General features: G+C 34.2%; 25 protein-coding genes. 12 read left to right on the forward strand and 13 right to left on the reverse strand.

What is annotated here, in order from left to right; all coding sequences use genetic code 11:
* The first annotated feature begins 212 nt into the window (after positions 1 to 212).
* A complete protein-coding gene (locus ACQKMI_RS04170) occupies positions 213 to 1,385 on the forward strand; it encodes a multidrug effflux MFS transporter (RefSeq protein WP_427487435.1) in 1,173 nt (390 codons plus the stop codon).
* Positions 1,386 to 1,464: 79 nt separating this feature from the next.
* Here ACQKMI_RS04170 and ACQKMI_RS04175 read toward each other — a convergent pair whose 3' ends face one another.
* The 3 genes from ACQKMI_RS04175 to ACQKMI_RS04185 form a co-directional block, all read right to left on the reverse strand.
* The gene (locus ACQKMI_RS04175; protein ID WP_427487436.1) at positions 1,465 to 1,971 is read right to left on the reverse strand and encodes a hypothetical protein; all 507 of its coding nucleotides are present in this window, start codon (positions 1,969 to 1,971) and stop codon (positions 1,465 to 1,467) included.
* Positions 1,972 to 2,219: 248 nt separating this feature from the next.
* Positions 2,220 to 2,663 carry a GNAT family N-acetyltransferase gene (locus tag ACQKMI_RS04180; protein WP_427487437.1) on the reverse strand — a complete coding sequence of 148 codons (444 nt, stop codon included), beginning with the start codon at positions 2,661 to 2,663 and terminating at the stop codon, positions 2,220 to 2,222.
* Positions 2,664 to 2,688: 25 nt separating this feature from the next.
* Positions 2,689 to 3,006, reverse strand: coding sequence for a MazG nucleotide pyrophosphohydrolase domain-containing protein (locus tag ACQKMI_RS04185; RefSeq protein WP_427487961.1), 318 nt, complete (start codon positions 3,004 to 3,006; stop codon positions 2,689 to 2,691).
* Positions 3,007 to 3,153: 147 nt separating this feature from the next.
* Between ACQKMI_RS04185 and ACQKMI_RS04190 the strand changes: the two genes are divergently transcribed.
* Complete coding sequence (locus tag ACQKMI_RS04190) at positions 3,154 to 3,729, forward strand: TIGR00730 family Rossman fold protein (protein WP_427487438.1); 576 nt, start codon at positions 3,154 to 3,156, stop codon at positions 3,727 to 3,729.
* Positions 3,730 to 3,987: 258 nt separating this feature from the next.
* Here the strand turns inward: ACQKMI_RS04190 and ACQKMI_RS04195 are convergent, their stop codons facing one another.
* Positions 3,988 to 4,569 carry a hypothetical protein gene (locus ACQKMI_RS04195; protein ID WP_427487439.1) on the reverse strand — a complete coding sequence of 194 codons (582 nt, stop codon included), beginning with the start codon at positions 4,567 to 4,569 and terminating at the stop codon, positions 3,988 to 3,990.
* Positions 4,570 to 4,909: 340 nt separating this feature from the next.
* On the opposite strand from ACQKMI_RS04195, the gene ACQKMI_RS04200 reads away from it, so the two are divergent.
* Positions 4,910 to 5,662: a hypothetical protein gene (locus ACQKMI_RS04200; protein WP_427487440.1), complete on the forward strand. Its 753-nt coding sequence runs from the start codon at positions 4,910 to 4,912 to the stop codon at positions 5,660 to 5,662.
* 89 nt (positions 5,663 to 5,751) lie between these two features.
* Here the strand turns inward: ACQKMI_RS04200 and ACQKMI_RS04205 are convergent, their stop codons facing one another.
* Positions 5,752 to 6,969, reverse strand: a complete 1,218-nt coding sequence (locus ACQKMI_RS04205; RefSeq protein ID WP_427487441.1) for an ROK family protein — start codon at positions 6,967 to 6,969, stop codon at positions 5,752 to 5,754.
* 279 nt (positions 6,970 to 7,248) lie between these two features.
* Between ACQKMI_RS04205 and ACQKMI_RS04210 the strand changes: the two genes are divergently transcribed.
* Together ACQKMI_RS04210 and ACQKMI_RS04215 are read left to right on the forward strand one after the other, a co-directional pair.
* Entirely contained in the window at positions 7,249 to 8,067 is an 819-nt protein-coding gene (locus ACQKMI_RS04210; protein ID WP_427487442.1) for a purine-nucleoside phosphorylase, read from the forward strand.
* 287 nt (positions 8,068 to 8,354) lie between these two features.
* Positions 8,355 to 9,602, forward strand: a complete 1,248-nt coding sequence (locus ACQKMI_RS04215) for a nucleoside permease (RefSeq protein WP_427487443.1) — start codon at positions 8,355 to 8,357, stop codon at positions 9,600 to 9,602.
* Between the two features lie 152 nt (positions 9,603 to 9,754).
* On the opposite strand, the gene ACQKMI_RS04220 is transcribed toward ACQKMI_RS04215, so the two are convergent.
* Positions 9,755 to 10,420 carry an HAD family hydrolase gene (locus ACQKMI_RS04220; protein ID WP_427487444.1) on the reverse strand — a complete coding sequence of 222 codons (666 nt, stop codon included), beginning with the start codon at positions 10,418 to 10,420 and terminating at the stop codon, positions 9,755 to 9,757.
* A 26-nt stretch (positions 10,421 to 10,446) separates the two neighbouring features.
* Positions 10,447 to 10,629 (reverse strand): transmembrane Fragile-X-F protein, encoded by a 183-nt coding sequence (locus tag ACQKMI_RS04225; protein ID WP_427487445.1) that lies wholly within the window; start codon positions 10,627 to 10,629, stop codon positions 10,447 to 10,449.
* A gap of 229 nt (positions 10,630 to 10,858) precedes the next feature.
* Between ACQKMI_RS04225 and ACQKMI_RS04230 the strand changes: the two genes are divergently transcribed.
* The 4 genes from ACQKMI_RS04230 to ACQKMI_RS04245 all read left to right on the forward strand — a co-directional run bounded on the left by ACQKMI_RS04230 (position 10,859) and on the right by ACQKMI_RS04245 (position 14,915).
* Positions 10,859 to 12,004 carry a hypothetical protein gene (locus ACQKMI_RS04230; RefSeq protein ID WP_427487446.1) on the forward strand — a complete coding sequence of 382 codons (1,146 nt, stop codon included), beginning with the start codon at positions 10,859 to 10,861 and terminating at the stop codon, positions 12,002 to 12,004.
* A 347-nt stretch (positions 12,005 to 12,351) separates the two neighbouring features.
* A complete protein-coding gene (locus ACQKMI_RS04235) occupies positions 12,352 to 13,509 on the forward strand; it encodes a hypothetical protein (RefSeq protein ID WP_427487447.1) in 1,158 nt (385 codons plus the stop codon).
* 336 nt (positions 13,510 to 13,845) lie between these two features.
* Positions 13,846 to 14,157: an RNHCP domain-containing protein gene (locus tag ACQKMI_RS04240; RefSeq protein ID WP_427487448.1), complete on the forward strand. Its 312-nt coding sequence runs from the start codon at positions 13,846 to 13,848 to the stop codon at positions 14,155 to 14,157.
* 512 nt (positions 14,158 to 14,669) lie between these two features.
* Positions 14,670 to 14,915 carry a YkuS family protein gene (locus ACQKMI_RS04245; protein ID WP_079560313.1) on the forward strand — a complete coding sequence of 82 codons (246 nt, stop codon included), beginning with the start codon at positions 14,670 to 14,672 and terminating at the stop codon, positions 14,913 to 14,915.
* A 150-nt stretch (positions 14,916 to 15,065) separates the two neighbouring features.
* Here ACQKMI_RS04245 and ACQKMI_RS04250 read toward each other — a convergent pair whose 3' ends face one another.
* The 3 genes from ACQKMI_RS04250 to ACQKMI_RS04260 all read right to left on the reverse strand — a co-directional run bounded on the left by ACQKMI_RS04250 (position 15,066) and on the right by ACQKMI_RS04260 (position 16,586).
* A complete protein-coding gene (locus ACQKMI_RS04250; RefSeq protein WP_427487449.1) occupies positions 15,066 to 15,365 on the reverse strand; it encodes a YfzA family protein in 300 nt (99 codons plus the stop codon).
* Between the two features lie 105 nt (positions 15,366 to 15,470).
* Positions 15,471 to 16,130 (reverse strand): CPBP family intramembrane glutamic endopeptidase, encoded by a 660-nt coding sequence (locus ACQKMI_RS04255; protein ID WP_427487450.1) that lies wholly within the window; start codon positions 16,128 to 16,130, stop codon positions 15,471 to 15,473.
* Positions 16,131 to 16,196: 66 nt separating this feature from the next.
* The gene (locus ACQKMI_RS04260; RefSeq protein WP_427487451.1) at positions 16,197 to 16,586 is read right to left on the reverse strand and encodes a RidA family protein; all 390 of its coding nucleotides are present in this window, start codon (positions 16,584 to 16,586) and stop codon (positions 16,197 to 16,199) included.
* A 208-nt stretch (positions 16,587 to 16,794) separates the two neighbouring features.
* Here ACQKMI_RS04260 and ACQKMI_RS04265 point away from each other — a divergent pair, with 208 nt between their 5' ends.
* Complete coding sequence (locus ACQKMI_RS04265) at positions 16,795 to 17,301, forward strand: tubby C-terminal domain-like protein (protein WP_427487452.1); 507 nt, start codon at positions 16,795 to 16,797, stop codon at positions 17,299 to 17,301.
* Positions 17,302 to 17,466: 165 nt separating this feature from the next.
* Here ACQKMI_RS04265 and ACQKMI_RS04270 read toward each other — a convergent pair whose 3' ends face one another.
* The 3 genes from ACQKMI_RS04270 to ACQKMI_RS04280 form a co-directional block, all read right to left on the reverse strand.
* Positions 17,467 to 17,694 carry a hypothetical protein gene (locus tag ACQKMI_RS04270; RefSeq protein ID WP_427487453.1) on the reverse strand — a complete coding sequence of 76 codons (228 nt, stop codon included), beginning with the start codon at positions 17,692 to 17,694 and terminating at the stop codon, positions 17,467 to 17,469.
* Between the two features lie 747 nt (positions 17,695 to 18,441).
* Positions 18,442 to 19,377 (reverse strand): PD-(D/E)XK nuclease family protein, encoded by a 936-nt coding sequence (locus tag ACQKMI_RS04275; protein WP_427487454.1) that lies wholly within the window; start codon positions 19,375 to 19,377, stop codon positions 18,442 to 18,444.
* A gap of 203 nt (positions 19,378 to 19,580) precedes the next feature.
* Positions 19,581 to 20,321 carry a sulfite exporter TauE/SafE family protein gene (locus tag ACQKMI_RS04280; RefSeq protein WP_427487455.1) on the reverse strand — a complete coding sequence of 247 codons (741 nt, stop codon included), beginning with the start codon at positions 20,319 to 20,321 and terminating at the stop codon, positions 19,581 to 19,583.
* A 254-nt stretch (positions 20,322 to 20,575) separates the two neighbouring features.
* Between ACQKMI_RS04280 and ACQKMI_RS04285 the strand changes: the two genes are divergently transcribed.
* Positions 20,576 to 21,073, forward strand: coding sequence for a DUF1648 domain-containing protein (locus ACQKMI_RS04285; protein ID WP_427487456.1), 498 nt, complete (start codon positions 20,576 to 20,578; stop codon positions 21,071 to 21,073).
* Between the two features lie 258 nt (positions 21,074 to 21,331).
* Complete coding sequence (locus ACQKMI_RS04290; protein WP_427487457.1) at positions 21,332 to 22,051, forward strand: metallophosphoesterase family protein; 720 nt, start codon at positions 21,332 to 21,334, stop codon at positions 22,049 to 22,051.
* Positions 22,052 to 22,156 lie beyond the last annotated feature (105 nt).

Raw genomic sequence — 22,156 nt, forward strand, 5'->3', positions numbered from 1 at the left:
GAACCTAAATATTGTTATTATTTCTATATATACCTTTTAAAAATAAAAAATATCTATATAATAGAACCTAGACTATGCACTCCTACTTTAAGCATATTTAGGTGATTGAAAATGACATCTTACGAACGAATACTTATAATGGTCCCGCCGTTTCCCTAGCTACGTCTACTCTTTTCTAAAGAAGTAGATTTTGCTTGTAGGAGGGCAATAAGTTGAAAAAACATGTAGCACCATCTTTATTATTAATGATTGTTCTTGTAGCTTTTCCACAGATTAGCGAGACAATCTATACACCATCTTTACCTGATATTTCAGATGCATTAAATGCTTCAAATCGCTCTGTACAGTTAACTTTAAGTATTTATTTTATAGGGTTTGCTATCGGTGTCTTTTGTTGGGGATGGCTTTCTGATTTTATTGGACGAAGACCGGCCATGCTAGGCGGTTTAATTTTTTATGGTATTGGAAGTTTCATGTGTTTTTACGCAGAAACGATCACTTTTCTATTAGTAAGTAGATTCATTCAAGCTTTTGGGGCAGCGACAGGCTCCATTATTACGCAAACCATTTTGCGAGAAAGTGTATCCGGCAGTAAAAGACATGCGATGTTTGCACAAATTTCTGCAGTCATTGCGTTTACTCCTGCTGTAGGGCCGCTGATTGGTGGCTGGGTCGATCAAGCACTTGGTTTTAGAGCTGTTTTCTTTGTGCTCGTTGTGATGAGTATTTTGTTGTTTATCTACGCTTTTTTCAGACTTCCTGAAACAACAGATAAATCAACGAGAAAAAGAATAACTATTTTTCCAGTTGTAAAGCGAATGATTTCATCTCCAAGAGTTCTTGTCTTTGGATTGCTAATTGGTGGGATAAATGGTGTGTTATTCAGTTACTATGCTGAAGCTCCTTTTATCTTTATTGACCACTTTAATTTATCTCCAGGACTTTATGGATTCCTTGGCATAATCGTGGCTCTTGCCTCTATTATTGGTGCCATGATTTCCAAAAGATTGGTCAGCAAATATCAGCCGGAAAAAGTTATTCATCTCGGTTGTTTTGTCATGACGGTCGGTGCTTTATTACTACTAATCGTTAGTATTTTACCATTGCCTACTATCGTCTTACTAATGGGAATATTAGCGACCATTTTTATTACGTTATTAGGATCAGGAATAGCTCTACCTAATTGCTTAAGCCTTGCGCTTGTCAACTTTCAGGACGTAATCGGGACAGCTGGCGCGATTTTCAGCTTAGGCTATTACTTACTCGTAAGCTTCATAACGTCAGGTATGAGTTTCCTGCATAATGGTTCTTTGATGATGATGCCACTATATTTTTTCAGCTTAACGATGATACTGTTCATATTCGGAAGAAAATTTATTGATTAAACTATTATAGCGGGAATAACTAAATCAATAGCACTTCCTTTACTGGCCACCCTATATATCTATTAGGGTGGCTTCTTATTTACTGAAAATAATGATTGACTACTTCTTCAGCCGAATGAAAAATAATATTGCTTTGAGTTTTATAAATAAACGTTGGTGAAGTACAAGCTTTTTCGAGACTTTTTGCGTACTTTAATGTATCAGTCATTTGCTCAATAATCTCAGAATAGCCATCTATGTTATTTGAGATCTTTGGCATCATTGTATCGGAAACGTCTAAAACAATGGAAACTTGATCCTCCGCATAACTATTTAAATTAATGAAAAAGCACTCTTCCAAATCTTTCGAATGCTTGTCAACATTAATAACTGCTTCATTATAATTTGCGATTAGTCCAGTAGATGTCATAGTAATGGTAAAGCCTTGTTCGGTTAATTTTTTATTAATGGCATCTAACAATGTATTGACTTCCGCATCCATTTTAGGTGTTACAGTTGTCTGCATTAAATTATCACAATTTTGATGAATGGTATCAATTTCAGCTTGCTTTTCCACGAGTAATTTAAAGTTTGATATCGAGTACACACTAAATCTCCCCTTTATTATAAGTTTGACATTGGAGAGTATTTTTAGTCATCTTTCAGCTATATATTTTTTCGAACAGTGCTCTAATTTAGAAGAGCATGTGTGGCAAGTCTGAGGTAGTTGCAGGAACTCGGAGAAAGTTATTGAGTGGTTAGTTGTTCAGTTAATATTAGGGATTCGAAATTCGTGGATATGTAAGGAGGGAAAAGCAGGCTGTCGCAAAGAGATAATAGACAGCCTTTCTAAACTTATACCAGTTTTTTTACCATTGTAAAATAGCTACTGCCCGGCGGATAATCTTTTATTTCTCCTACAACCTGATAACCTCTCGCTTCATAAAACGTACGTGCTTGGAAGTCATATGTAGTTAATAATGCCTTCGTAGCACCCATTTGCTTGGCTGTTTCTTCTGCTTTTGTCAATAGCTGTCCCCCGATGCCTTTTCCACGAAATTCTTGACTAAACCAAAACTTATTGATTTCTACCCATCCCCAATACACTTCAGCTGTGATGCCACCAATCCATTGCTGTTGGCAATCAGTAACGATCAAATTTAACGGAAGAATAGTACCCTTTTGTCTACTTTCTTTATGGTACGGCGAATGTTCATCGTTGTACTCTTTAAGCTTTGTATTTAGAAACGTAGTAAATTCATCGTGTTTTTCCAATAAAATCTCTACTTGATAATCCATATGAATCCCCTTTCCATATGTATTTCTATGCTTTATAACGCTCCATTAGCTTTTCCTGATGAGCTGAAAAAATTTCTTCAAGTGAAATATCATATTTATTAGCTATAACTATAATATTCCCTATAACATCTCCAAGCTCCTCTACTAATTCTTGCTTATTTTCTTCATAGGATTGAATCTTTTCATCTGGTCGATCCCTACCGATTTCCAACGCTCGTATAGCTCTTGCTACTTCTCCAGTTTCTTCAGCTAGAAAGCCAATACGCGTAAAAATACTTAAATCAGACCAACCACGTGTATCATAGTAATCCTTCAACCATTTTTGAAACTCATTTAATTCCATTTCTTCTTCCTCCATTTCTTTCCTCTTAAAAATAAATTATACTATAAAAGTGAAACGTGAATCGATGAGGTTTTTTATCCCTCGCTTCTTATTAGTGTTCACTAACCGTTATTGCGGAAAAAACTTATTAGATACGGAGGAACCATTATGGATAGTATTGCAGTATTTTGCGGATCAAGCATCGGTGCTTCTGAGGCATATAAAGAAGGCGCTATTCTTCTAGGAAAAGAATTAGCGAAACGTAATATTACCTTAATTTATGGCGGAGCGAGTGTCGGTGTGATGGGAACAGTAGCAGACACGGTTCTTCGTGAAGGTGGCAAGGTCATTGGAGTTATTCCGACGTTATTAGAGGAACGTGAAATTTCACATAAGCATTTAACAGAGCTAATTGTCGTTAATTCTATGCATGAACGCAAAAGCAAAATGATGGAACTAGCTGACGGCTTTATTGCTTTACCTGGAGGACCTGGTACATTAGAAGAGTTTTTTGAAGTATTCACTTGGAATCAAATCGGCCTTCTGCAAAAGCCTTGTGGTATTTTAAATATCAATCATTATTATGATTTACTCATTGGGTTATTTGACCATATGCAAAATGAACAATTTTTACAAGCCCAATATCGAAATGCACTACTTGTAGATAAAGACGTTATGGCATTATTAGATAAATGTGCAGCCTATGTTCCTCCTGCCGTTAAAACTTATCAAACAAATAAATGAATACATTTAGGATATTGTATTGGATTTAATAAAAATTCTTCTCTATCTTACATACTCAAAAAACAGCTGAACAGTTCAGTTGCATTCAGCTGTTTTTCATGTTGTTGATAACCCTATTTTGCCAATAATATCGGGGTGTAGGCTCTTCGGCGAAACGAGTGGTTGATTTCTGTTCCGATAGTTGAATAAAGAAAAAAGAGCTGCCTATGCAACTCAATCATCTTATTAACGCACTCGTTAATGAAAAAAGTCTATAGTTTAATTACTATTGTTGACCTTAAATTCTACTTGTGCCTTTAGTTTATATTCTTTCTTTTTTTCCGTTTCCTCGTTAACTATAACATTAAAGTATACATTGCCATTTACAACATAATGTCCCATTGGAAATTCCTGATTCATAATTCGCTTCATAAACTCTATGTATTCTTTTTTGTCCTCTGAACCGTAACCGCCACTCCCCCTATATTGTGTACGAAGTGGTTCTCCCTTAAGAATAACGGTACGTATTGCTGGTTGGTCCATAGCGTAACCTATTTCGTAATTTCGTGTCGTCTCCAACATTGGAAAATAAAATGGCGAAGCTGCATGAGATATTTCAATCTTTTCTTTATCACCTATGTATTCTAGTTCGGCATATATTTTTATAGGTTCATTCTCATCGTACTCAGCTTTTTCTGTTACAAGTCTATAAACAAATTCTCCCTCAGTGACTTCCGCTTTCGTTCCCAAGTTTTCGGTATTAAGCGTTTCACTATCACCATTCTTGTCATTGTTTTGTTGGCAACCAAATAAACCAATTGATAAAAACATAAAGGACAAAATCAAACTAATTTTTTTCAATATCATCACTCTCCCTCATAGAGTCAAGGTGCGTTTTAATGCACGTATTTCCCTTCTATCCATCTTGCATTAAACTGCTTCGTTTGTTCAAGAACATTTCTTCACAATCTTTAAAACGATTTGAACATAAATATCCAACAGAAAAATCAACTCTAAGAAAAATGAACTGCTCCGTTAGTGAAGTATTTATTTTTCTATGTATCCTCTTTCTAGTAAATTGAAATAATTACTATATAATGTTTTTAAAGGAATATATTTTGTTCATACCGAAAGCATAGGGATTTTTTCTAGTTGCAGGATGTTTTATGTTTTCAGGTAGTAAGAGAGGAGCCAATAGAGATTGAAAAAAGAAATGGGTACGTTGTTATTGTTGAGTGCTGTTATGTTTTCAGGGTGTAGTCCAGATAACAAGGAGGATACTACTCAAGAACAAGGTTCAGGGGAGACGCCCAGTGAACAGGTAACTACACAGCAGGATGCAAAATTAATTGGAACTTCTGAGAATAAAGAAATAAAACTATATGAAGCAACAAATGGCGTAAAACTAGATTTTAATGGTAAAGAAAAGGATTTTAATTGGTCGTTCGATAATTCTGGTGTATTGAACCCACCACAAGTGTTTTATACGGATGTTACGGGGGACGGAAATGAAGAAGCCGTCATTATCATTCATACGGGTAAAGGAACAGAGTTAGATAATTATAATATTCATGTTGTGAACAAGGACTTTACTGAAATAAAAGTTCCCGAATATGAGGAAATTGTTGCTAACCATATTGAATCAAAAGTTGTTAAAAAAGATGATGGTACATTAGGGATTGCCGTTAAAGCTCAGGGAAAAGAATTTAACGTTGATTATGATGCCAATCCAGAACCAAAACTAGAGTTAGAGAAGGATGAACTTGGTTTTGGTGCCATCACTATTTATTATTTAGAAAACCAAAAAATAAAATTACACCTTGCTGCAAGTGCATTCCCAAAACTTGATGGGCGAGTGTCTCAAACATTTGTAGCTGATTTCTTTATCACATACAAATTTGATAGTGCTAAGAACGAATTCATGGTTGATCAAATTGAAGTAAAACCAATTTAAATATAGAAAGAAAAGCTGACCATTTCGCTATACGGTCAGTTTTCTTTCTATTTATGTGAATCATAAAAGGTAATTAGCATCGCCATTATTCATGGCAGAAGCTCTTCAGTGAAATAATCTAATACCATACAGCCGGCTCCTTGAGCAACGATATTGTATGCTGTAGTTGATTTCATAATCTGGACATTGCTTGTAGGATAGTGCATTAGTCGATTTTGTGCTGTTTCAGAAGCTACTTCGTAGAACAGCGGTTTTGGTACTAAGGTTCCTCCACAGATGACAATATTTGGACGCATTAGGAAAATTAAATTACTGAGGCCGATGCCAAAATAATAGGCTGCATCCCTCACTACCTCTAAACAAAGTGGATCTTCCTGCTCTAGGGCATTTAAAATATGGTGAAAATCGATATCTTCTACATCATCAACCTTTTCTTGAAGAAATGAAAAATGACCACGCTTCAATTGCCGTACTACTTCATTACGAATGGCTGGCAAGCTGCTATATGCTTGTAGACAGCCGTATGCTCCACACGAACAAAGTCTGCCATGTACATCCACTATAACATGTCCAAAAGCATCTGCCATTTCGTTTTTATTACTTACCAATCTACCTTGTAAAATAGTACCGCAGCGAATCCCCATATCACTTGAGACAAAAATTAAATTATCGGTTTTATTCCAATAGTGATTACGGTATTCAGCTAATGCTGCTAAATTGGTTCCATTATCTAAAAATACATGGGTATCATTTTGTTGTTGTAAATAGTCGACAATATTTAGATGATCCCACCCTCCTGCTGGGAACAAATGAGAATTGATGATGGCTCCACTCTCTTCGTCGATTGAATCAATGACCCCAACTCCAATTCCTAGAAGTTTATCTTTTTGGATGTTGTGTTTAGCCAATAACTCATTAACGCATCTCGTGACAAAATTCAACGTGTACTCCCCCGTACACTGTAATTCCATCTTTAATTTTGCAACATCTATAATATTTAATTTTAAATCTAGGAGTAACACTGTTGTATATAAACTCGTTATTTCTACTCCTATCAAACAATACTTATCAGGATTGATGACGTACATTAATGGTTTACGCCCACCACTCGACTCTCCAGTGCCACTATCGTATATAAGCCCCTCCTGCACAAGCTCATCTAATAATCGCGCACACGTTACGTGTTTGTATCCAGTTAGTTCGGTAAGTGTATTGATCCGAACTGGCCCTAATTTACGAACTAAGCTATATAAAAGTTTTAGACTTTTTGTTTTCGGTGATGTTAATCCCTCAAATTGCTTTAACATATACTCCTCCAAAAAATGACTTAATAGATTACCCTTATTTTATACGATTTCTTATGAAAGAAGAAGTTGGATAAACTAATCTTTTTTCATTATATACAAAAAGAGATATACATATCGATGGTTAACCTTTTGTTCATCAGTCATTTAGTGCACACTTTTTTTCAAAATGATTTTAAGTTATTTACATTAACTATATTATCGATTACACTGTTTTTAATAGATTGTTATTTGAAATGGAAAAACAATTTATTGAAAAGAATATTTAAGGAGGAATATTAAATGCATAATTCGCAGAATATTTCGGAAACTAAAGATTTTATCATGAGTAAAACTGACCACCGTCCAACAATCGGTTTGATTTTAGGTTCGGGGTTAGGAGCTCTTGCAGATGAAATTGTAAACCCTTTCATAATCCCTTATAGTGACATTCCTCACTTTGCAAAATCGGGAGCAGTCGGTCATGCGAACGAATTAATAATCGGAGAATTAATGGGACAGACAGTCGTGGCTATGAAAGGTCGTTTCCATTATTATGAAGGTTTCACTTTAGATGAAGTCACTTTTCCAGTACGTGTAATGAAAGCGCTAGGAGTAGAAAATCTAATTATTACGAATGCCTGTGGTGCCATTAATACAAGCTTCTCCCCAGGTGATTTAATGTTAATTACTGATCATATTAATTTAGTCGGAACAAATCCATTAATTGGACCGAATAATGATGAATTGGGCACTCGTTTCCCTGATGTTTCTCAAGTATACAATCTTGATTTACGTAATATTGCTTCTACGGTAGCTAAAGAGCAAAACATTCATTTACAAGAAGGTGTTTATGCTTGGTGGAGTGGACCAGCATACGAAACTCCAGCAGAAATTCGCATGATTCGTACTCTCGGGGCAGATGCTGTAGGGATGTCGACAGTGCCGGAAGCAATTGTAGCAATTCATGGAAACATGAAAGTGCTTGGCATTTCCTGCTTAACGAATATGGCCTGTGGCATTTTAGATCAACCATTAAGTCATGATGAAGTCATTGAAGTGGCAGCTTTAGTTAGAGATAAATTTATCAAACTAGTAAAAGAAACAGTTGCAAGAATGTAAATCCTCTTTATTTATGGTTCATCACCAAAAATTAAAACGTATGTCATGAATAAAAGTTGATTGCAGTGAAAGCTGGTTAATTCTGAGAGCACAGCGTCACAGGTCCTAGAGAGCAATTGAAGCGGCTCATATGACGCCCAGCCGAACGGAAATCAAACCCACAATATGGTGATGAGCACTTTTTATGCACCCTTTTTATCTAAATTATAAGAAGTTAACGAAAGCACAGTATTCAATTGCATTCAAAACATCATTGGGCTTCATCACCATAATCAGGGGGTAAAAAAATGGGAATTAAATCACGTCTTAGAGTAATGATTTTTCTTCAGTTTTTTATTTGGGGTTCTTGGCTTGTTACACTCGGCTCTTACATGATCAATACGTTGGAGTTTACTGGCGCGCAAGTTGGCGTCGTTTATAGTTCAAAAGGTCTTGCTGCAATCCTTATGCCGAGTCTAATTGGTATTATCGCCGATCGTTGGGTAAAAGCTAATATTTTATTTGGTATTTTACATTTCCTTGGCGCGATTGCATTATTTACTGCTGCTCAAATTTCTGATCCTTCTATTATGTTTTGGGTCATGTTTTTTAACTCACTAGTTTATATGCCAACGCTTGCTTTATCTAATACGATTTCTTATGTTTCCTTAGAAAGCAAAGGGCTTGATATAGTAAAGGACTTCCCGCCTATTCGTGTTTTCGGAACAATTGGTTTTATTCTTGCCATGTGGATTATTAGTCTTGCGAAAATCGAATTGAGCAACATTCAGCTATACATAGCTGGGGGTGCTTCGGTGTTGCTTGCACTGTATTCGTTTACACTTCCTAACTGCCCAACATCAAATATGAAAAAGGACAAGTCTTTGATAAGTCTTTTAGGATTAGATGCTTTTGTCCTTTTTAAACAAAAGAAGATGGCTTTGTTTTTCCTTTTTGCAATGCTTTTAGGTGCTGCATTACAAATTACGAATACATTCGGCAATCCATTTTTACATGACTTTGCGTTAAACCCTGACTATAAAGACAGCATTGCCGTTAAATATCCAGCGATTTTATTATCCGTGTCGCAAATGTCAGAAGTCTTCTTTATTCTAACCATCCCATTCTTCTTACGTAGATTTGGAATAAAGAAAGTTATACTAATCAGCATGCTGGCCTGGACTTTACGTTTTCTATTCTTCGGTTTCGGTAATCCAGCAGGTGTCGGATTCCTCTTGTTAATACTATCTATGATTGTTTACGGTTGTGCCTTTGATTTCTTTAATATTTCGGGAGCCATTTTTGTAGAAAAAGAAGTGGATCATCGAATTCGCGCAAGCGCTCAAGGCTTATTTAGCACAATGGTAAATGGAGTTGGCGCCTATGCAGGGGCTATTATTAGTGGAAATGTAGTGGATTATTTCACTGTAGATGGCGTAAGAAACTGGCAAAATATTTGGTTGGTTTTTGGAGCTTATACGCTCGTTCTTGCAATAGCCTTCGCGATAATTTTTAAATATAAACATGATAGCGAAGCAATGAAAAATGTAACTTAGCTTTAATAAGTGGAGGTTTTCTATCCTCATAAAATTCCTTGTAGTTAAATAGGTTAATGACAAAAAAGGCCAGTCTATAACACTTATAAATCACTGGCCTTCCCTATTTTTTTTAACAACTCTTTCAGATGGTATATGGATTATTAGTCTTTTCAAGTCTTTTGCAAAGCCTTTAAAACTTCTTGAATTTCTATTAAATTATCAATGAAGTAATCCGCTTCAACATTTTGCCATGCATCATTTCGTTTCCAAATAGCCATCATTCCTACTTTTTTAGCGGCTTCTACATCATTAAAAGGATGATCCCCTACGTACAGACTATCATTAGCGGATACGCCTAGTTTCGATAATGCTCGATCAAATATTTCTGCATTCGGCTTTTTGATACCCTCCCATTCAGAGATAAGAATCACTTCAAAATCATGTTCAATTCCTAGCGCTCGTATATTATCTAGTTGAAATTGACCATATCCATTCGTTATCATACCCAATTTTAAGCCTTGTTTTTTCAAATTGTGCAACATGCTATGCAAATTTTCAAATGGAACACAGTGATTTTTAAATTCCTGTAAGTAGTCCTCTAACATCTCTTCCGAAAACAACTTAATAGAAAACTCTTCGATTAACTGCTGATAGACTTTATCTTTCCATACATATCCATGATTATCGAGTTCAATAAAGCGACGAACATAAGTCTCTTTTAAAATATGTGATAGATGTGGCTTTAAGCGCTCGTATTGCTGATCTATAAATGAGTGAACAGAACTATCACGATCTAACAATGTTCCATCTAAATCAAAAATCACTGCATGAATCATTAGTATGCCCCCCTTTATTTAGCTCCTCAACTACGTTTTTTCACTGCCACTACGGCTATTAAAACCATTACTAATTTCATCACCAAAATGAATGCGTAAATACTAAAAGATATGATCGCTGGCAAAAGAACTAACCACCAAGACCATGCAATAACACCTGTTAGTTTTAATACTACAAAGACAATTGTTAATACTTCAGCGATTCCCAAGTTCGCACCACCTATCAAATTGGAATACAAGATCAATAGATCATATAGAATTAGTTTCTTTCCTAAAACTAGACTGCTGCTCAAATTTATTGTTATACAACTATTTAAGCACTTAGATGGAATGTTTTAAAGTTTTAAACTTTTTAAAAAAATGATGAACCTTTCCATTTGGTAATTCGTCTAAATATTGGAAACAATAAGTTCCAGAGTAAAAAAGGGAGAAATGATCATGAAAACACCGATTAAAAAATCTTGGATGATTGCTTCAGCACTAACAATAGGAATGGCCGTTCTAACACCGCTACAAGCAGGAGCTACTTCAGTAGAACCAACAACTGATGTTACTGTTCAAATCGAACAACAAATTACAGGAACGATTAAAAGCATCAACGGAGACGGGATTAACTTAAAAGGTAGAGACGGTAAAAACTACTACATCAGTTTCTGGAAATTTTCTGAAGAACAACTAGAGCAAATGAACTTAGTAGAAGGACAGGAAATCACAGTTGAAGGTGGTGTAGCAGAGGATTATTCAGACTTCTACACTTTTGAAGTGTATAAAAAGTACTTGCCTAAAGAAGTAACAAATGAAGATTTATCAAAATTAGAAAAAATGTTTAATGAAATGAAGAAGTTAGAAAAAGAATTGTACAATGATATGACAGAAGCAGAGCTAGACAAGAAATTTGAGGAAATGAATAAAATTTATGAAGAAATGCATAAAATCACGAAGCCATATTATGTAGCTAATTGGCAGCCTCAACCATTTGAAGAGTTGCTAGAAGAATACGGATTTAGTGAAAACAATATAGTTATTGCAGAAAATGATAAAAAAGAGCTTAAAGCTATTTATGAAGAATGGGTAAAGCTTGAAAAAGATGGTCAAGAGGAAAAGTCTACGGAAAAAATGAAAGCATTTAATAAAATACTTCAACCATATCTTGATGAACTTTATCCACCTGAAACATTTGAAGAATACATCGAAGGCTTTAATTTAGATATCTCAGCTGAAGATTTAGCAAAACTAAAAACTATTTATGAAGATGTTCGAAAAGCAGAAAAAGATGACAATTCTGAATTGCTTAGTAAACTATGGGAGGAATTTTATGACACCCTTGATCAATTCATAATACCTCCAACGTTTGAAGAATATATGTCTAACTTTGAATTCAAAGTTAATAAAGCTGATAACAAACAATTAAAACAACTTTATGATGAAATCTTAAAGCTAGATAACAAAGAAGATTCAGCAAAGTTGGAAGAAAAATGGGAAGCATTTCACAATATTTTAGAGCCATATTTTGAAGCAAATAGAGATATTCTAATTTCTGCTTCTAAACTATCAATTAACGGCCAAGAATACCTACCACAATAAGTAAAAGAATCGGGTGTCTCAACAATCATTAAAATGACTGTTGGGATTCCCCTTTTTTGTTGATTCCACAAAAATTTTTTTGGGTTTTATTCAAAGTCTTTCCCGCAGTATAATCATCTAACTTCTATAGCAAAAGTATAAGAAGAACTTCCTTTAGCCCCCTTCCATAAATATGATAAATATCCCCTTTCTCTTTTGGCGCAGAAAAAACACTATCTTCAATTCACTTAACATGGAATGTTAGAAGCTTTTTAACTTTTTCAAAAAATGAAGAACCTTTTTATTTGGTAATTCGTCTAAATATTGGAAACTAAAAGTTCCTGAGTAAAAAAAAGGGAGATATGTTCATGAAAAAACCGATTAAAAAATCTTGGATGATTGCTTCAGCACTAACAATAGGAATGGCCGTTCTAACGCCACTTCAAGCAGGAGCTACTTCAGTGCAACCAACAAATGATGTTACTGTTCAAATCGAACAACAAATTACAGGAACGATTACAAGCCTTAACGGATTAGGGGTTGAGCTAAAAGGTAGAGATGGTAAAAACTACTATATCAGCTTCTTTAAATTTACTGACGAGCAACTAGAACAATTGAACTTAGTAGAAGGACAGGAAATCACAGTTGAAGGCGGAGTAGTCGAGAATTATGCAGACTTCTACACTTTCGAAGTTTATAAAAAAGACTTGCCTAAAAATGTACCAAATGAAGAGTTAACAAAATTAGAAAAAATGTTTAGTGAAGTGAAGAAGCTAGAAAAAGAAGCTTCAAATGCGATAACAAATAAAAAGATGGACGAAGCTGAAAAGAAATTTGAAGAAATGAATAAAATTTATGAAGAAATGAATAAAATCACGAAGCCATATTATTTAGCTAATTGGCAGCCCCAACCTTTTGAAGAGTTTCTAGAAGACTACGGATTTAGTGAGAACAATATTGTTATTGCAGAAAATGATAAAAAAGAGCTTAAAGCTATTTATGAAGAATGGGTAAAGTTAGAAAAAGATGGTCAAGAGGAAAAGGCTAAGGAAAAAATGAAAGGATTTAACAAAATACTCCAACCATATCTTGATGAGCTTTATCCAACTCCAACATTTAAAGAATATATCGAACGCTTCGACTTATTAGATATCCCTGCTGAAACTATAGCAAAACTTAAAAATATTTATGAAGATGCACGAAAAGCACAAAGAGAAGAAAATTATGATTTATTTGGTGAAATCTGGGGCAAATTCCATGACACTCTTAGTCAATTCATAATACCTCCAACGTTTGAAGAATACATGTCTAGCTTTGAATTCAAAGTTAATAAAGCGGATAGCAAACAATTAAAACAACTTTATGAAGAAATCTTAAAGCTAGATAGAAAAGAAGATTCAGCAAAGCTGGAAGAAAAATGGGAAGCGTTTTACAATATTTTAGAGCCATATTTTGAAGCAAATAGAGATATTCTAATCTCTGCTTCTAAATTAACAATTAACGGTCAAGATTATCTTCCACAATAACTGCCATATAATAAGGGGTGATAGATTGACGCTTTATCTATTCAAAACAATTGCTCGTTAGGGGACGAATGCCGAAGTCAGTGATTATAGGAGAACACCTACTAGTGGAAGATGGAGCGGTCCGTCTTACAGTGGTTGACACAAAAGCATAAAATCAATCGTGGTCCGGATCAAAGGATGAAAAAAGTCTTTGTGAAGCAGGTACTAGAAGTAATCGTTTTGAAGAGCAAGACGGTGAATTCGTACATTCCCTATAAAAGCCTGATACTGCTATTGTAGAAAAAGAAAACGGAACCCTTCCTCCAATGTTGAAATAACATTTTGGAGGAAGAGCAATTGAGTAGAAAAAATGAGAATACAGCATTTCAATGTGAAAATTGTAGTACGATGGTTGAACCATTAAGCAACGGCAGTTTCAGAAATCATTGTCCAAATTGTTTATTTTCGAAACATATGGATAATGTTCCAGGAGACAGAGCGAGTACTTGTAAAGGTTTGATGAGACCAATTGGAGTCGATTATACTGGAAAAAAAGGCTTTCAACTTACCCATCAATGTACAAAATGTCAAAAAATGAGTCGAAATAAAGTTGCTGTTGATTCCATTCAAGAGGATCAAATTATTCAATTTATGCAATCGATCATTTAGTTACGTATTTATATTATGTAAAAGACACATTGGAAATTAACTTCAATGTGTCTTTTATAATAATATGCCACTTTTTATCGTATTCATTTTACTTCTATAGCAATAATATAAGAAGAACTTCCTTTAGCCCATCTCCCGAAAACACTATAAATATAAGCCCCCTTTTCTTTCGGTACAGAAAAAACATTACCTTGTACTTTTACTACCTCAATTTCATCGCTGCTTAACCATTTATCTACTTCTATTCCCTCGATAGGTGGTTTCTTGAAATTAATGTTAATTTCACGTTGAGGTGAAACAGAAAACGGACTAATTTTTTTATTAGCAATAATTTCTGGTGGTGGAATTTTATCAACACATTTTTAAAAGATCCCTCCTTACATTAAATTTTATTCTTTGATTTAGATTCAATTCAAATTTGACGCGTTTTTTATTATGTATAACAAAAAAATGAATGTAGTGAATAATTAGCAATCCTATATGACACATTACATATAGGAGGTGGAAGAATAATGACTAGAATAATTGGTGTAGAACAATCATTAACAAACGTTGAAGACGCTTTAAAAGCAAAAGGTTATGAAGTTATTCAGCTTCGTACTGAAGAGGATGCAAAAAAATGTGATGCTTGTGTAATCACTGGGCAAGATAGAGATATCATGGGCATTAGCGATCCTGTCATGGCAGGACCTGTAATTGACGCTGATGGTCTTTCTGCTGACGAAGTAATTCAACGTGTCGACAAATATTTCCACTAATAAATAACTAGGTGCTGTCGCTATAGCCTGTTGACTATAGAGCAGCACCTTTTAATGTTTATGTCGATTTTAGAATGCACATTTATAAATTCGTCAATTCGGGTCTTTTATATCTTCTTTGAAACTTTTGACGGCCGCCTTTTAAAGACTTTACTTTTGTGGACTTGGTGAAAAAACGTTCTTTATCGCACCTAATATTCCAGGCACAAGTAAGGTAATGCCAAAAAAGAGAGTAAATAAATTGAAATGTTGTGTGTCATAAAAGGTAAACCACTCTCTGAAAAATGAAGATTCAGTAATTCTTCCAAATAACGTTCCACTAAAATCTCGAAAATTAGGAATCCACCCTGTTGCTTCTAATGTAATAAAGATTATTTGTGACAATACAAATACACCAATAGAAGATACCCAAGCTCTTTTCAAAAATGGAATCTGTTGTTTCTTAGCCAAGTAATATCCCTCCCTCTATTTAATACTAGTTTTAGGCAAAAGAGAAATCAAGGTGATAATTCCAAATTTAAACAGTTTTTCTTTTTGAATCAAGTTTTTTCATGACTAAATAATAGTAACAAAAAAATTATGAACGGCATGTAGTAAGATTACAGCCCATAATGAACCAGTCTTTTTATAGACAAATCCAAAAAGTAAGCCCAAAAGAAAAACATATAAATGAGAACCAAATTGAAAAATTATATCATTGTATATCCAAATTGGATAATGTACAACTAAAAATAATAGAGCAGTAATGATATTTGCTTTCCAAAAAGCTAATCTTTTATTTAGCTCTTGTAAAATAAAACCCCTAAAAACAATTTCTTCAGCAATCCCCGCCATAATAAAACTATTTAGGTAGTCATCAAGAGATAATGAAAATTGAAATGATTGCTGATTGATGAAATACGTTTGAAAAGTAAAATAAAAAGCAACTAATAGCGAGAGCATTACTCCCCAAAATAAACCTTTAATAACATTAACGTTCATTCTTAAGTAGTCAAATGGCTTATTATGTAAATAATATTTTATATATAACCAAGTTGGAAAAATCCATACGACGCCCTTAACTAATGCTTCTATTAGTGGAGATATTATTTCTCCATACGAATATATGTAGTCGATTAACCATAATTCTTTAATTGTCCATACAAAATAAAATATGAGTATAAATCCTATCATGGTTTTTACATCATTATTTTTCTCTTTGTTTGTGATAATCAATTTTGCATTGCCTCTTTCTCTTTGTTTATCGAATATAGGTTCCGCGTGCTTAAGGCAACAATAATTTTAAATATCTTTACACGCCCAAGCATCCACCTCTACTTTAAAAACTGGTGCTGCCAGAGCTACTACATAAATCATTGTCGTACAAGGGAGATGTTCCCCTAAAAAATCGCCAATAATTTTTCTTCTTTGCTCTGCTTCAAAGTCACCAACTAAATAAAAAACCAATTTTGTTAAATCTCCAACTTGCATCTCGGCAGACTCAAGGTTTCTTTTTATATTCTCCAAAGCTAACTGTAATTGCTCTAATGGATTCTCAGGTACTGTTCCATCTACCTCCAATCCAAGTTGACCCGACAAAGTAAGCCACTTTTGAGGCCCTGTGACCTCTATTTGATGTACGTACGGTGCTACTGGTTTATGTACTGTTTCTGGGTTTCTTGAAATTTTCAACATGCCACCATTCCTTTATTTCTTATTGTAAAATTCTGTATTTTATTATAACACAAAATCCATTCGTAACTACTGAACAAACCAGAACCATAGTTCAAAAACAAATTGTAACTAATTACCGTAAAACTTATTTGGACAAGGATATCAACACATATTAAAATTGATAATAATCGAATTACTTAAGAGAAATCATTGAGGTGAGACATCATTGCAGATTTATTCATATAGCATCCCAGAATCAGATTTCTATCACACAAGTATTCCTATTTATAACAAGGACAATCAAGTTATAAGTATCCTCAAAAAAAATCGCCATCGTTTCCTAACACAACTATTTCATATGCTTCTACGATATGGAATGCCCTACTGCTATAATGCTTTTTCAATCGATAATCATCCAATATACAAAATTGATTGCATATTTACTGGTGTTCGTTATACACTTTATAGCTGCAGTACAATGGATAAGGTTTCAATTACACAAAATCGTGTGCAATTAATTGAAAAGGTGCAATCTTTTATGCTCAACGGGGACGTGTACCAATTTGAAAAAGATTACACCTCTTCTGGAACCTTAACTTTAAATGGTGAAAAAATTGCTGTAATTAGAAATTTAGATAATACAAACACAAATTTAACTAATCGTATCGACATTGAAGCAATCAATGATGACATCGCATCTCTAATTGCTATCATGTATCAAACATTTGTATAAAAATTTTTGAAACAGTTATTATTCATGCGCTTTTATGGCAGAATTGATTCTACACAAGTTTGTAAATTAATCCTGTCTTTATAACGCGCCCTTAAAATTTATTTATCCTTTCAAAGCATAATAAAAAGCCACACCTTGCTAAAAGATGTGACTAAATAAATTTGATTAATCAAATTCTAAAACATTTTTTTCTACTACTACTTTGTAAACATCTATTGTACTAATTAAAATCGTTTTATAATGTTCTGTTTCAGTAAATGAATACCAAGGTTTCTCATTGAACCCATTAGAAATTTCTTCTGTAAATGTTTCTTGTTCAATATTATTCTTGATTTTATACTCTTCCTCATGACCTTCGTTATAGTAAAACTTCACTTTATATTCATACTCCATAAGTCAACACCTCCCATCTATCTATATAATGGATTGTAATGACCAGAAATATGAGCATAATAAAAAGCCACCTCTATTTATGTATGACAAATTATATTACTTTCTCCGTATTAATTTGTGTTAAATAGCTCTTACTGTACAGTATGGTACTCCGTATTTATAGAACTATAAATGTTAATAAAGATAGGTATTTAATTAAGGGCTCAATATAAAAACACTTTAATAAAGTAAATAATTAAACTGACAGCAATAACCGTATTGATCACCAACGCAATCTTATATTGAAATCTAATTTTTAATAAAGACACCAGTATATTATGAAGAAGTATATATATTGTTAATACAACAAAATGCATTATAGAAAACACGAAACTCATTGTGACTAAAGAAAAACGACTTAAATCTCCTGGATAACTATCTGCAGCTGTAAAACGTATACTGCCCACAAAAAGTACAGTTATCCATTGCATATAGTAGGTTAAGATAAACACTATTAAAAAATAAAGGACATAAGATAAATATTTAAAAAATGACTTAATATGCATTTCACACTCCTTAACTAAACGAGAGTATTGAACTCATGTATGATTAATTTAAATAACGATATTACTAATAGCTTTGTTTCATATTTCCTATAGCCCGTTATACATAATTAAAAAAGCACCGAAAATTATCGGCGCTTTCGTTTTTCTTTGGTTCTTTCGAGTTTGATGACTTTTTTGTTGGTCACTCGCTCCATTTTCAGATTTAATTCTGCGCACATAATTCTTTAAAATTGCACCCTTTACAGTGCCATTTTTCAAGGGTTTGCTCAAATTCCTCAAAGTCTACAGGTTCATTCGAGAAAATATCCGCCTGATATTTTTTCATTTCCAGCACACTTCGCTGGAACGTATGTAAAATATTGTCCATATCAAATGCTGTAAAAGTGTATTTTTTTCGTTTGCCCGTCAATAAATATTCATTGTAAACATCAATCTGGTCTAGAGATACGCGATATTTCTGCTGAATATAGTAAGCATAGAGTGCTAACTGTTGTCGATCATCATCGGACTCTCCACCTGTTTTCCAGTCGATAATAATCCACTTGTCTGTCATCTCATCAAAATAATGAAAATCCATTACGACAAAAACTTGTACCTCCTCGATTTTCATGGAACGAAATTGTTCAGGCTCACCGATTCGTAGCGAGCCTTTATTTGCGGTAACTTGCTGGAACGTCTCACTATTAAGAAAGTTGTCAAACACAGCCGTCATGCGCTCCTTATAGTCCTGTACAAGTTCAGGGTTTAACTGCCCTTCGTAATAAATTTCTTGCATCATATAAAATTTATTTGGCTTATGTCTCCATAAATCTACATGACGTGTAGAATCGATAAAAGCAGCATTGAGCTGGCCACGTGCACGATTGACTAATTCAGCAACAGTCGGAGTCTCACGAGTTTGTAAATAATCATTGATCGATTGCTCTATTAAATGATGGACGATTTGCCCAAATAAAATCGGCATCGATTGAAGTTTTTTTAAGCGATAGACATGTTGATGATATGGCTCGACATTGTAACTTAGCCAGCCATTATGAGAAAAATAATATTCATAGCCATATTTTCGTGCACAGCTTGTTAACGTTTTATGACGTGACAGTGACCACGAAAAAGATGGATATGGTGTGATTTCAAACATGTATACCGCCTCCTTATATCTGTTTTATCAATTTCACCTTGGCGTAATTGCGTCTGGATTTTGAATTGTGCTCGCACAATTCATTCCCTTCAAAATCCGTGACATCCGCCGGAGTCTTTATCTTTATACAGTAGATGTTTGAATACCCACTGAAAAGATATTATATCTCCATTTATCTCATCACCTTCATAAGTGGATGTCTTCTACTGAATAAAGATAAAATCATAACCGAGCTGTAATATCAGCACAATTGTTACAATACGCAGCAATAGCTTTACTTGATTTGCATTAACCTTCCTTGCAAGGATAATTCCTATTTGCGCACCAATTACAGAACCAACCATTAGCACAATTGTCAAAGGCCAATCAATTTTACCTGTGGCAATATACGTAATCGCGGCTCCTGAGCACATCGCAAAAACACCTACACGCGACAGACCTACTGCTTTCATATAAGAGATTTTCTCATGTGCATATGTATAAAGTGCCAGCGTACTACTACCAGGACCGAACATCCCATCATAAAAACCAACTCCAAGTAGGATTGGACCGTTTTTACGATTCATTGTAAAGCTTTCTTTTTCTCCAAATTCAGCCCCACCTAAAAAGGACATAACAAGGGCAAAGCCTAATAAAATTATGGCGATAAACGTTAATGTTTGACTGCTCATAAATGATGCAAACAGACCTCCAAGTGTACCACCTACTAAAGAAACAAGTAATACTGAACGCATTTCTGACCATACTATTTCTTTTCTTTTATAAATTGTGTAAAAGCTTGAAAAAGCACTGACCATATTAGAAACCTTATTCGCACCGATCGCTGAATGTACTGGTACCCCTACTAACATCATAGTCGGTAATGTTATTAACCCGCCACCTCCAACTAACGTGCCAATGACATTGCCAATGATTCCAATTAATAAAAACAACAAGTATTCCATCTAACCCTTCTTTCTATGACACACATGATGGTATTCTTATGATACAGTATAACAGACTGCTACTTAACTTCTTGCAGCGAAAGTGAAACGTAAGCTACAAAATTATCCAACCTCTATAGTCGGTGAGATGAATGCAGGTTTAAGTTACTTTTCAGCAGGTATCCAAATATCCACTAATAGAAGTTAAAGCCGATTCCAGACGCAATTATGCCGAGGCATAATTGATGATGTAAGATGAAATATGAGGTGAACAAATGCTTGAACAACAAAAAACGCCTACACCACGCTTTTGTAAATCGATAACGCTTATTGTCGCGACTATTTTTTTAGCTGGCATTACGGCAACGCTCATTCAATACAGTAAGCTCCCCGCTTCTATACCGGTTTTGCAAAGCTTTAAGAGTGAACATGCGCAATTTGGTCCGAAAATCGCCATCTTTTATTTACCTTTCATTGCCTTAATGCTATTTTTACTTTTACACTACTTAGAGATGAAAGCAGCTTATCCGATCCTACGCAAAAATAAGCCTAGCTTATCTCATATCCAGCGACAAAATGGAATCATTACCTTTTGTCTCATCAAAAATAGTATACTCTTATACTTTACATATTCATTATTCAATGATTTAACAGTTGCATTAGGCCATGATCGTATTTTACAGCAGTGGCATGCTTATGTATTTCTATTTGTACTAAGTACAATATTTACAATGGGGATCGCGCGTGGCATTTTATTGAATAAAAAGGAATAGATATGCCCTACGCTGTACTAAATATGATAAATAACAGCAAATGTAGATTAAAGAAAGTTGTACTGTTTATAAAAAATATTTTGCCCCTTTAGATATGAATTGTCTAAAGGGTTTTTTTGTGTTCTTTCATTTTGAAAGACGAGCTTCAGAATGTGAACATCTTTTTTTCGATTCATCTACTTTTTAAAGGATTAAAATGCAGTTTGTCGAATAGAAACAACTATAAAGAATAGACGGAATTTATGAGGGGGAAGTTTTGTGACAAAAATTGCGATTATTTCAGATATCCATGGGAATAAAACGGCATTAGAAGCAGTTTTAAATGACATTCGATTGAGAAAAATTGAAAGAATTTTTTGTTTAGGTGATTTAATCGGCAAAGGGCCCCGAGGATCTGAATGTATAGAACTCGTACGAAAGAACTGCGAACTAGTAGTTCGAGGCAACTGGGATGTATTTATTCAATCCCCTACTGATAATGATAATATACAGTGGTACAAAGATAGATTAACAGAAAAAGATTATCAGTATCTTGGTTCATTACCATATAACATTGATCTTGAATTAAATGGACAATTAATAAGGTTTTTTCATGCATCTCCAAGAAGTGAATTTGAACGTATTTCGGTTAATCTTTCAATTGAAAAGCGTTTATCTATGTTTGAGAATAGTGAAATAACAAATTCAATCAATAACAAGAAACTTCCTGATATTGTATTCTACGGCGATATACATACGACTTTTTTACATACATTTAAAAAGGGTATTCTGTGTAACGTTGGGAGTGTTGGAAATTCACTTGACTTAACTTCGGCTTCATATGCGATCCTAGATGGAACACATTCAAACAATGCCATTCAATTTATTAGAGTAGATTATGACAGGCAAGCTGAGCTTATGATTGCAGAAGAGTTGGGGTTGCCCCAATTAGATAAATATTATGATGAAATTATGTTAGCAAAATATCGAAATGCTTAGAGCCATTTTTATTCTGGGACGATTGTAAACTGAAACAAAAATTCGATAGATAAGATTCCATTTTGATCGATCATTTTTCAAATGGATTCTTTTTATTTGTATACA

Origin of the sequence: Lysinibacillus sp. NPDC097214 (assembly GCF_050277945.1) — a bacterium.
Taxonomy (GTDB): Bacteria; Bacillota; Bacilli; order Bacillales_A; family Planococcaceae; genus Lysinibacillus; species Lysinibacillus xylanilyticus_B.

Coding starts and splice junctions, on each gene's coding strand:
- ACQKMI_RS04245 (WP_079560313.1), top strand. CDS start 14,670: ATGACTAGAATAATTGGTGTAGAACAATCATTAACAAACGTTGAAGAC.
- ACQKMI_RS04190 (WP_427487438.1), top strand. CDS start 3,154: ATGGATAGTATTGCAGTATTTTGCGGATCAAGCATCGGTGCTTCTGAG.
- ACQKMI_RS04210 (WP_427487442.1), top strand. CDS start 7,249: ATGCATAATTCGCAGAATATTTCGGAAACTAAAGATTTTATCATGAGT.
- ACQKMI_RS04285 (WP_427487456.1), top strand. CDS start 20,576: ATGCTTGAACAACAAAAAACGCCTACACCACGCTTTTGTAAATCGATA.
- ACQKMI_RS04220 (WP_427487444.1), bottom strand. CDS start 10,420: ATGATTCATGCAGTGATTTTTGATTTAGATGGAACATTGTTAGATCGT.
- ACQKMI_RS04270 (WP_427487453.1), bottom strand. CDS start 17,694: ATGGAGTATGAATATAAAGTGAAGTTTTACTATAACGAAGGTCATGAG.
- ACQKMI_RS04235 (WP_427487447.1), top strand. CDS start 12,352: ATGAAAAAACCGATTAAAAAATCTTGGATGATTGCTTCAGCACTAACA.
- ACQKMI_RS04275 (WP_427487454.1), bottom strand. CDS start 19,377: ATGTTTGAAATCACACCATATCCATCTTTTTCGTGGTCACTGTCACGT.
- ACQKMI_RS04215 (WP_427487443.1), top strand. CDS start 8,355: ATGGGAATTAAATCACGTCTTAGAGTAATGATTTTTCTTCAGTTTTTT.
- ACQKMI_RS04280 (WP_427487455.1), bottom strand. CDS start 20,321: ATGGAATACTTGTTGTTTTTATTAATTGGAATCATTGGCAATGTCATT.
- ACQKMI_RS04180 (WP_427487437.1), bottom strand. CDS start 2,663: ATGGATTATCAAGTAGAGATTTTATTGGAAAAACACGATGAATTTACT.
- ACQKMI_RS04205 (WP_427487441.1), bottom strand. CDS start 6,969: ATGTTAAAGCAATTTGAGGGATTAACATCACCGAAAACAAAAAGTCTA.
- ACQKMI_RS04185 (WP_427487961.1), bottom strand. CDS start 3,006: ATGGAATTAAATGAGTTTCAAAAATGGTTGAAGGATTACTATGATACA.
- ACQKMI_RS04230 (WP_427487446.1), top strand. CDS start 10,859: ATGAAAACACCGATTAAAAAATCTTGGATGATTGCTTCAGCACTAACA.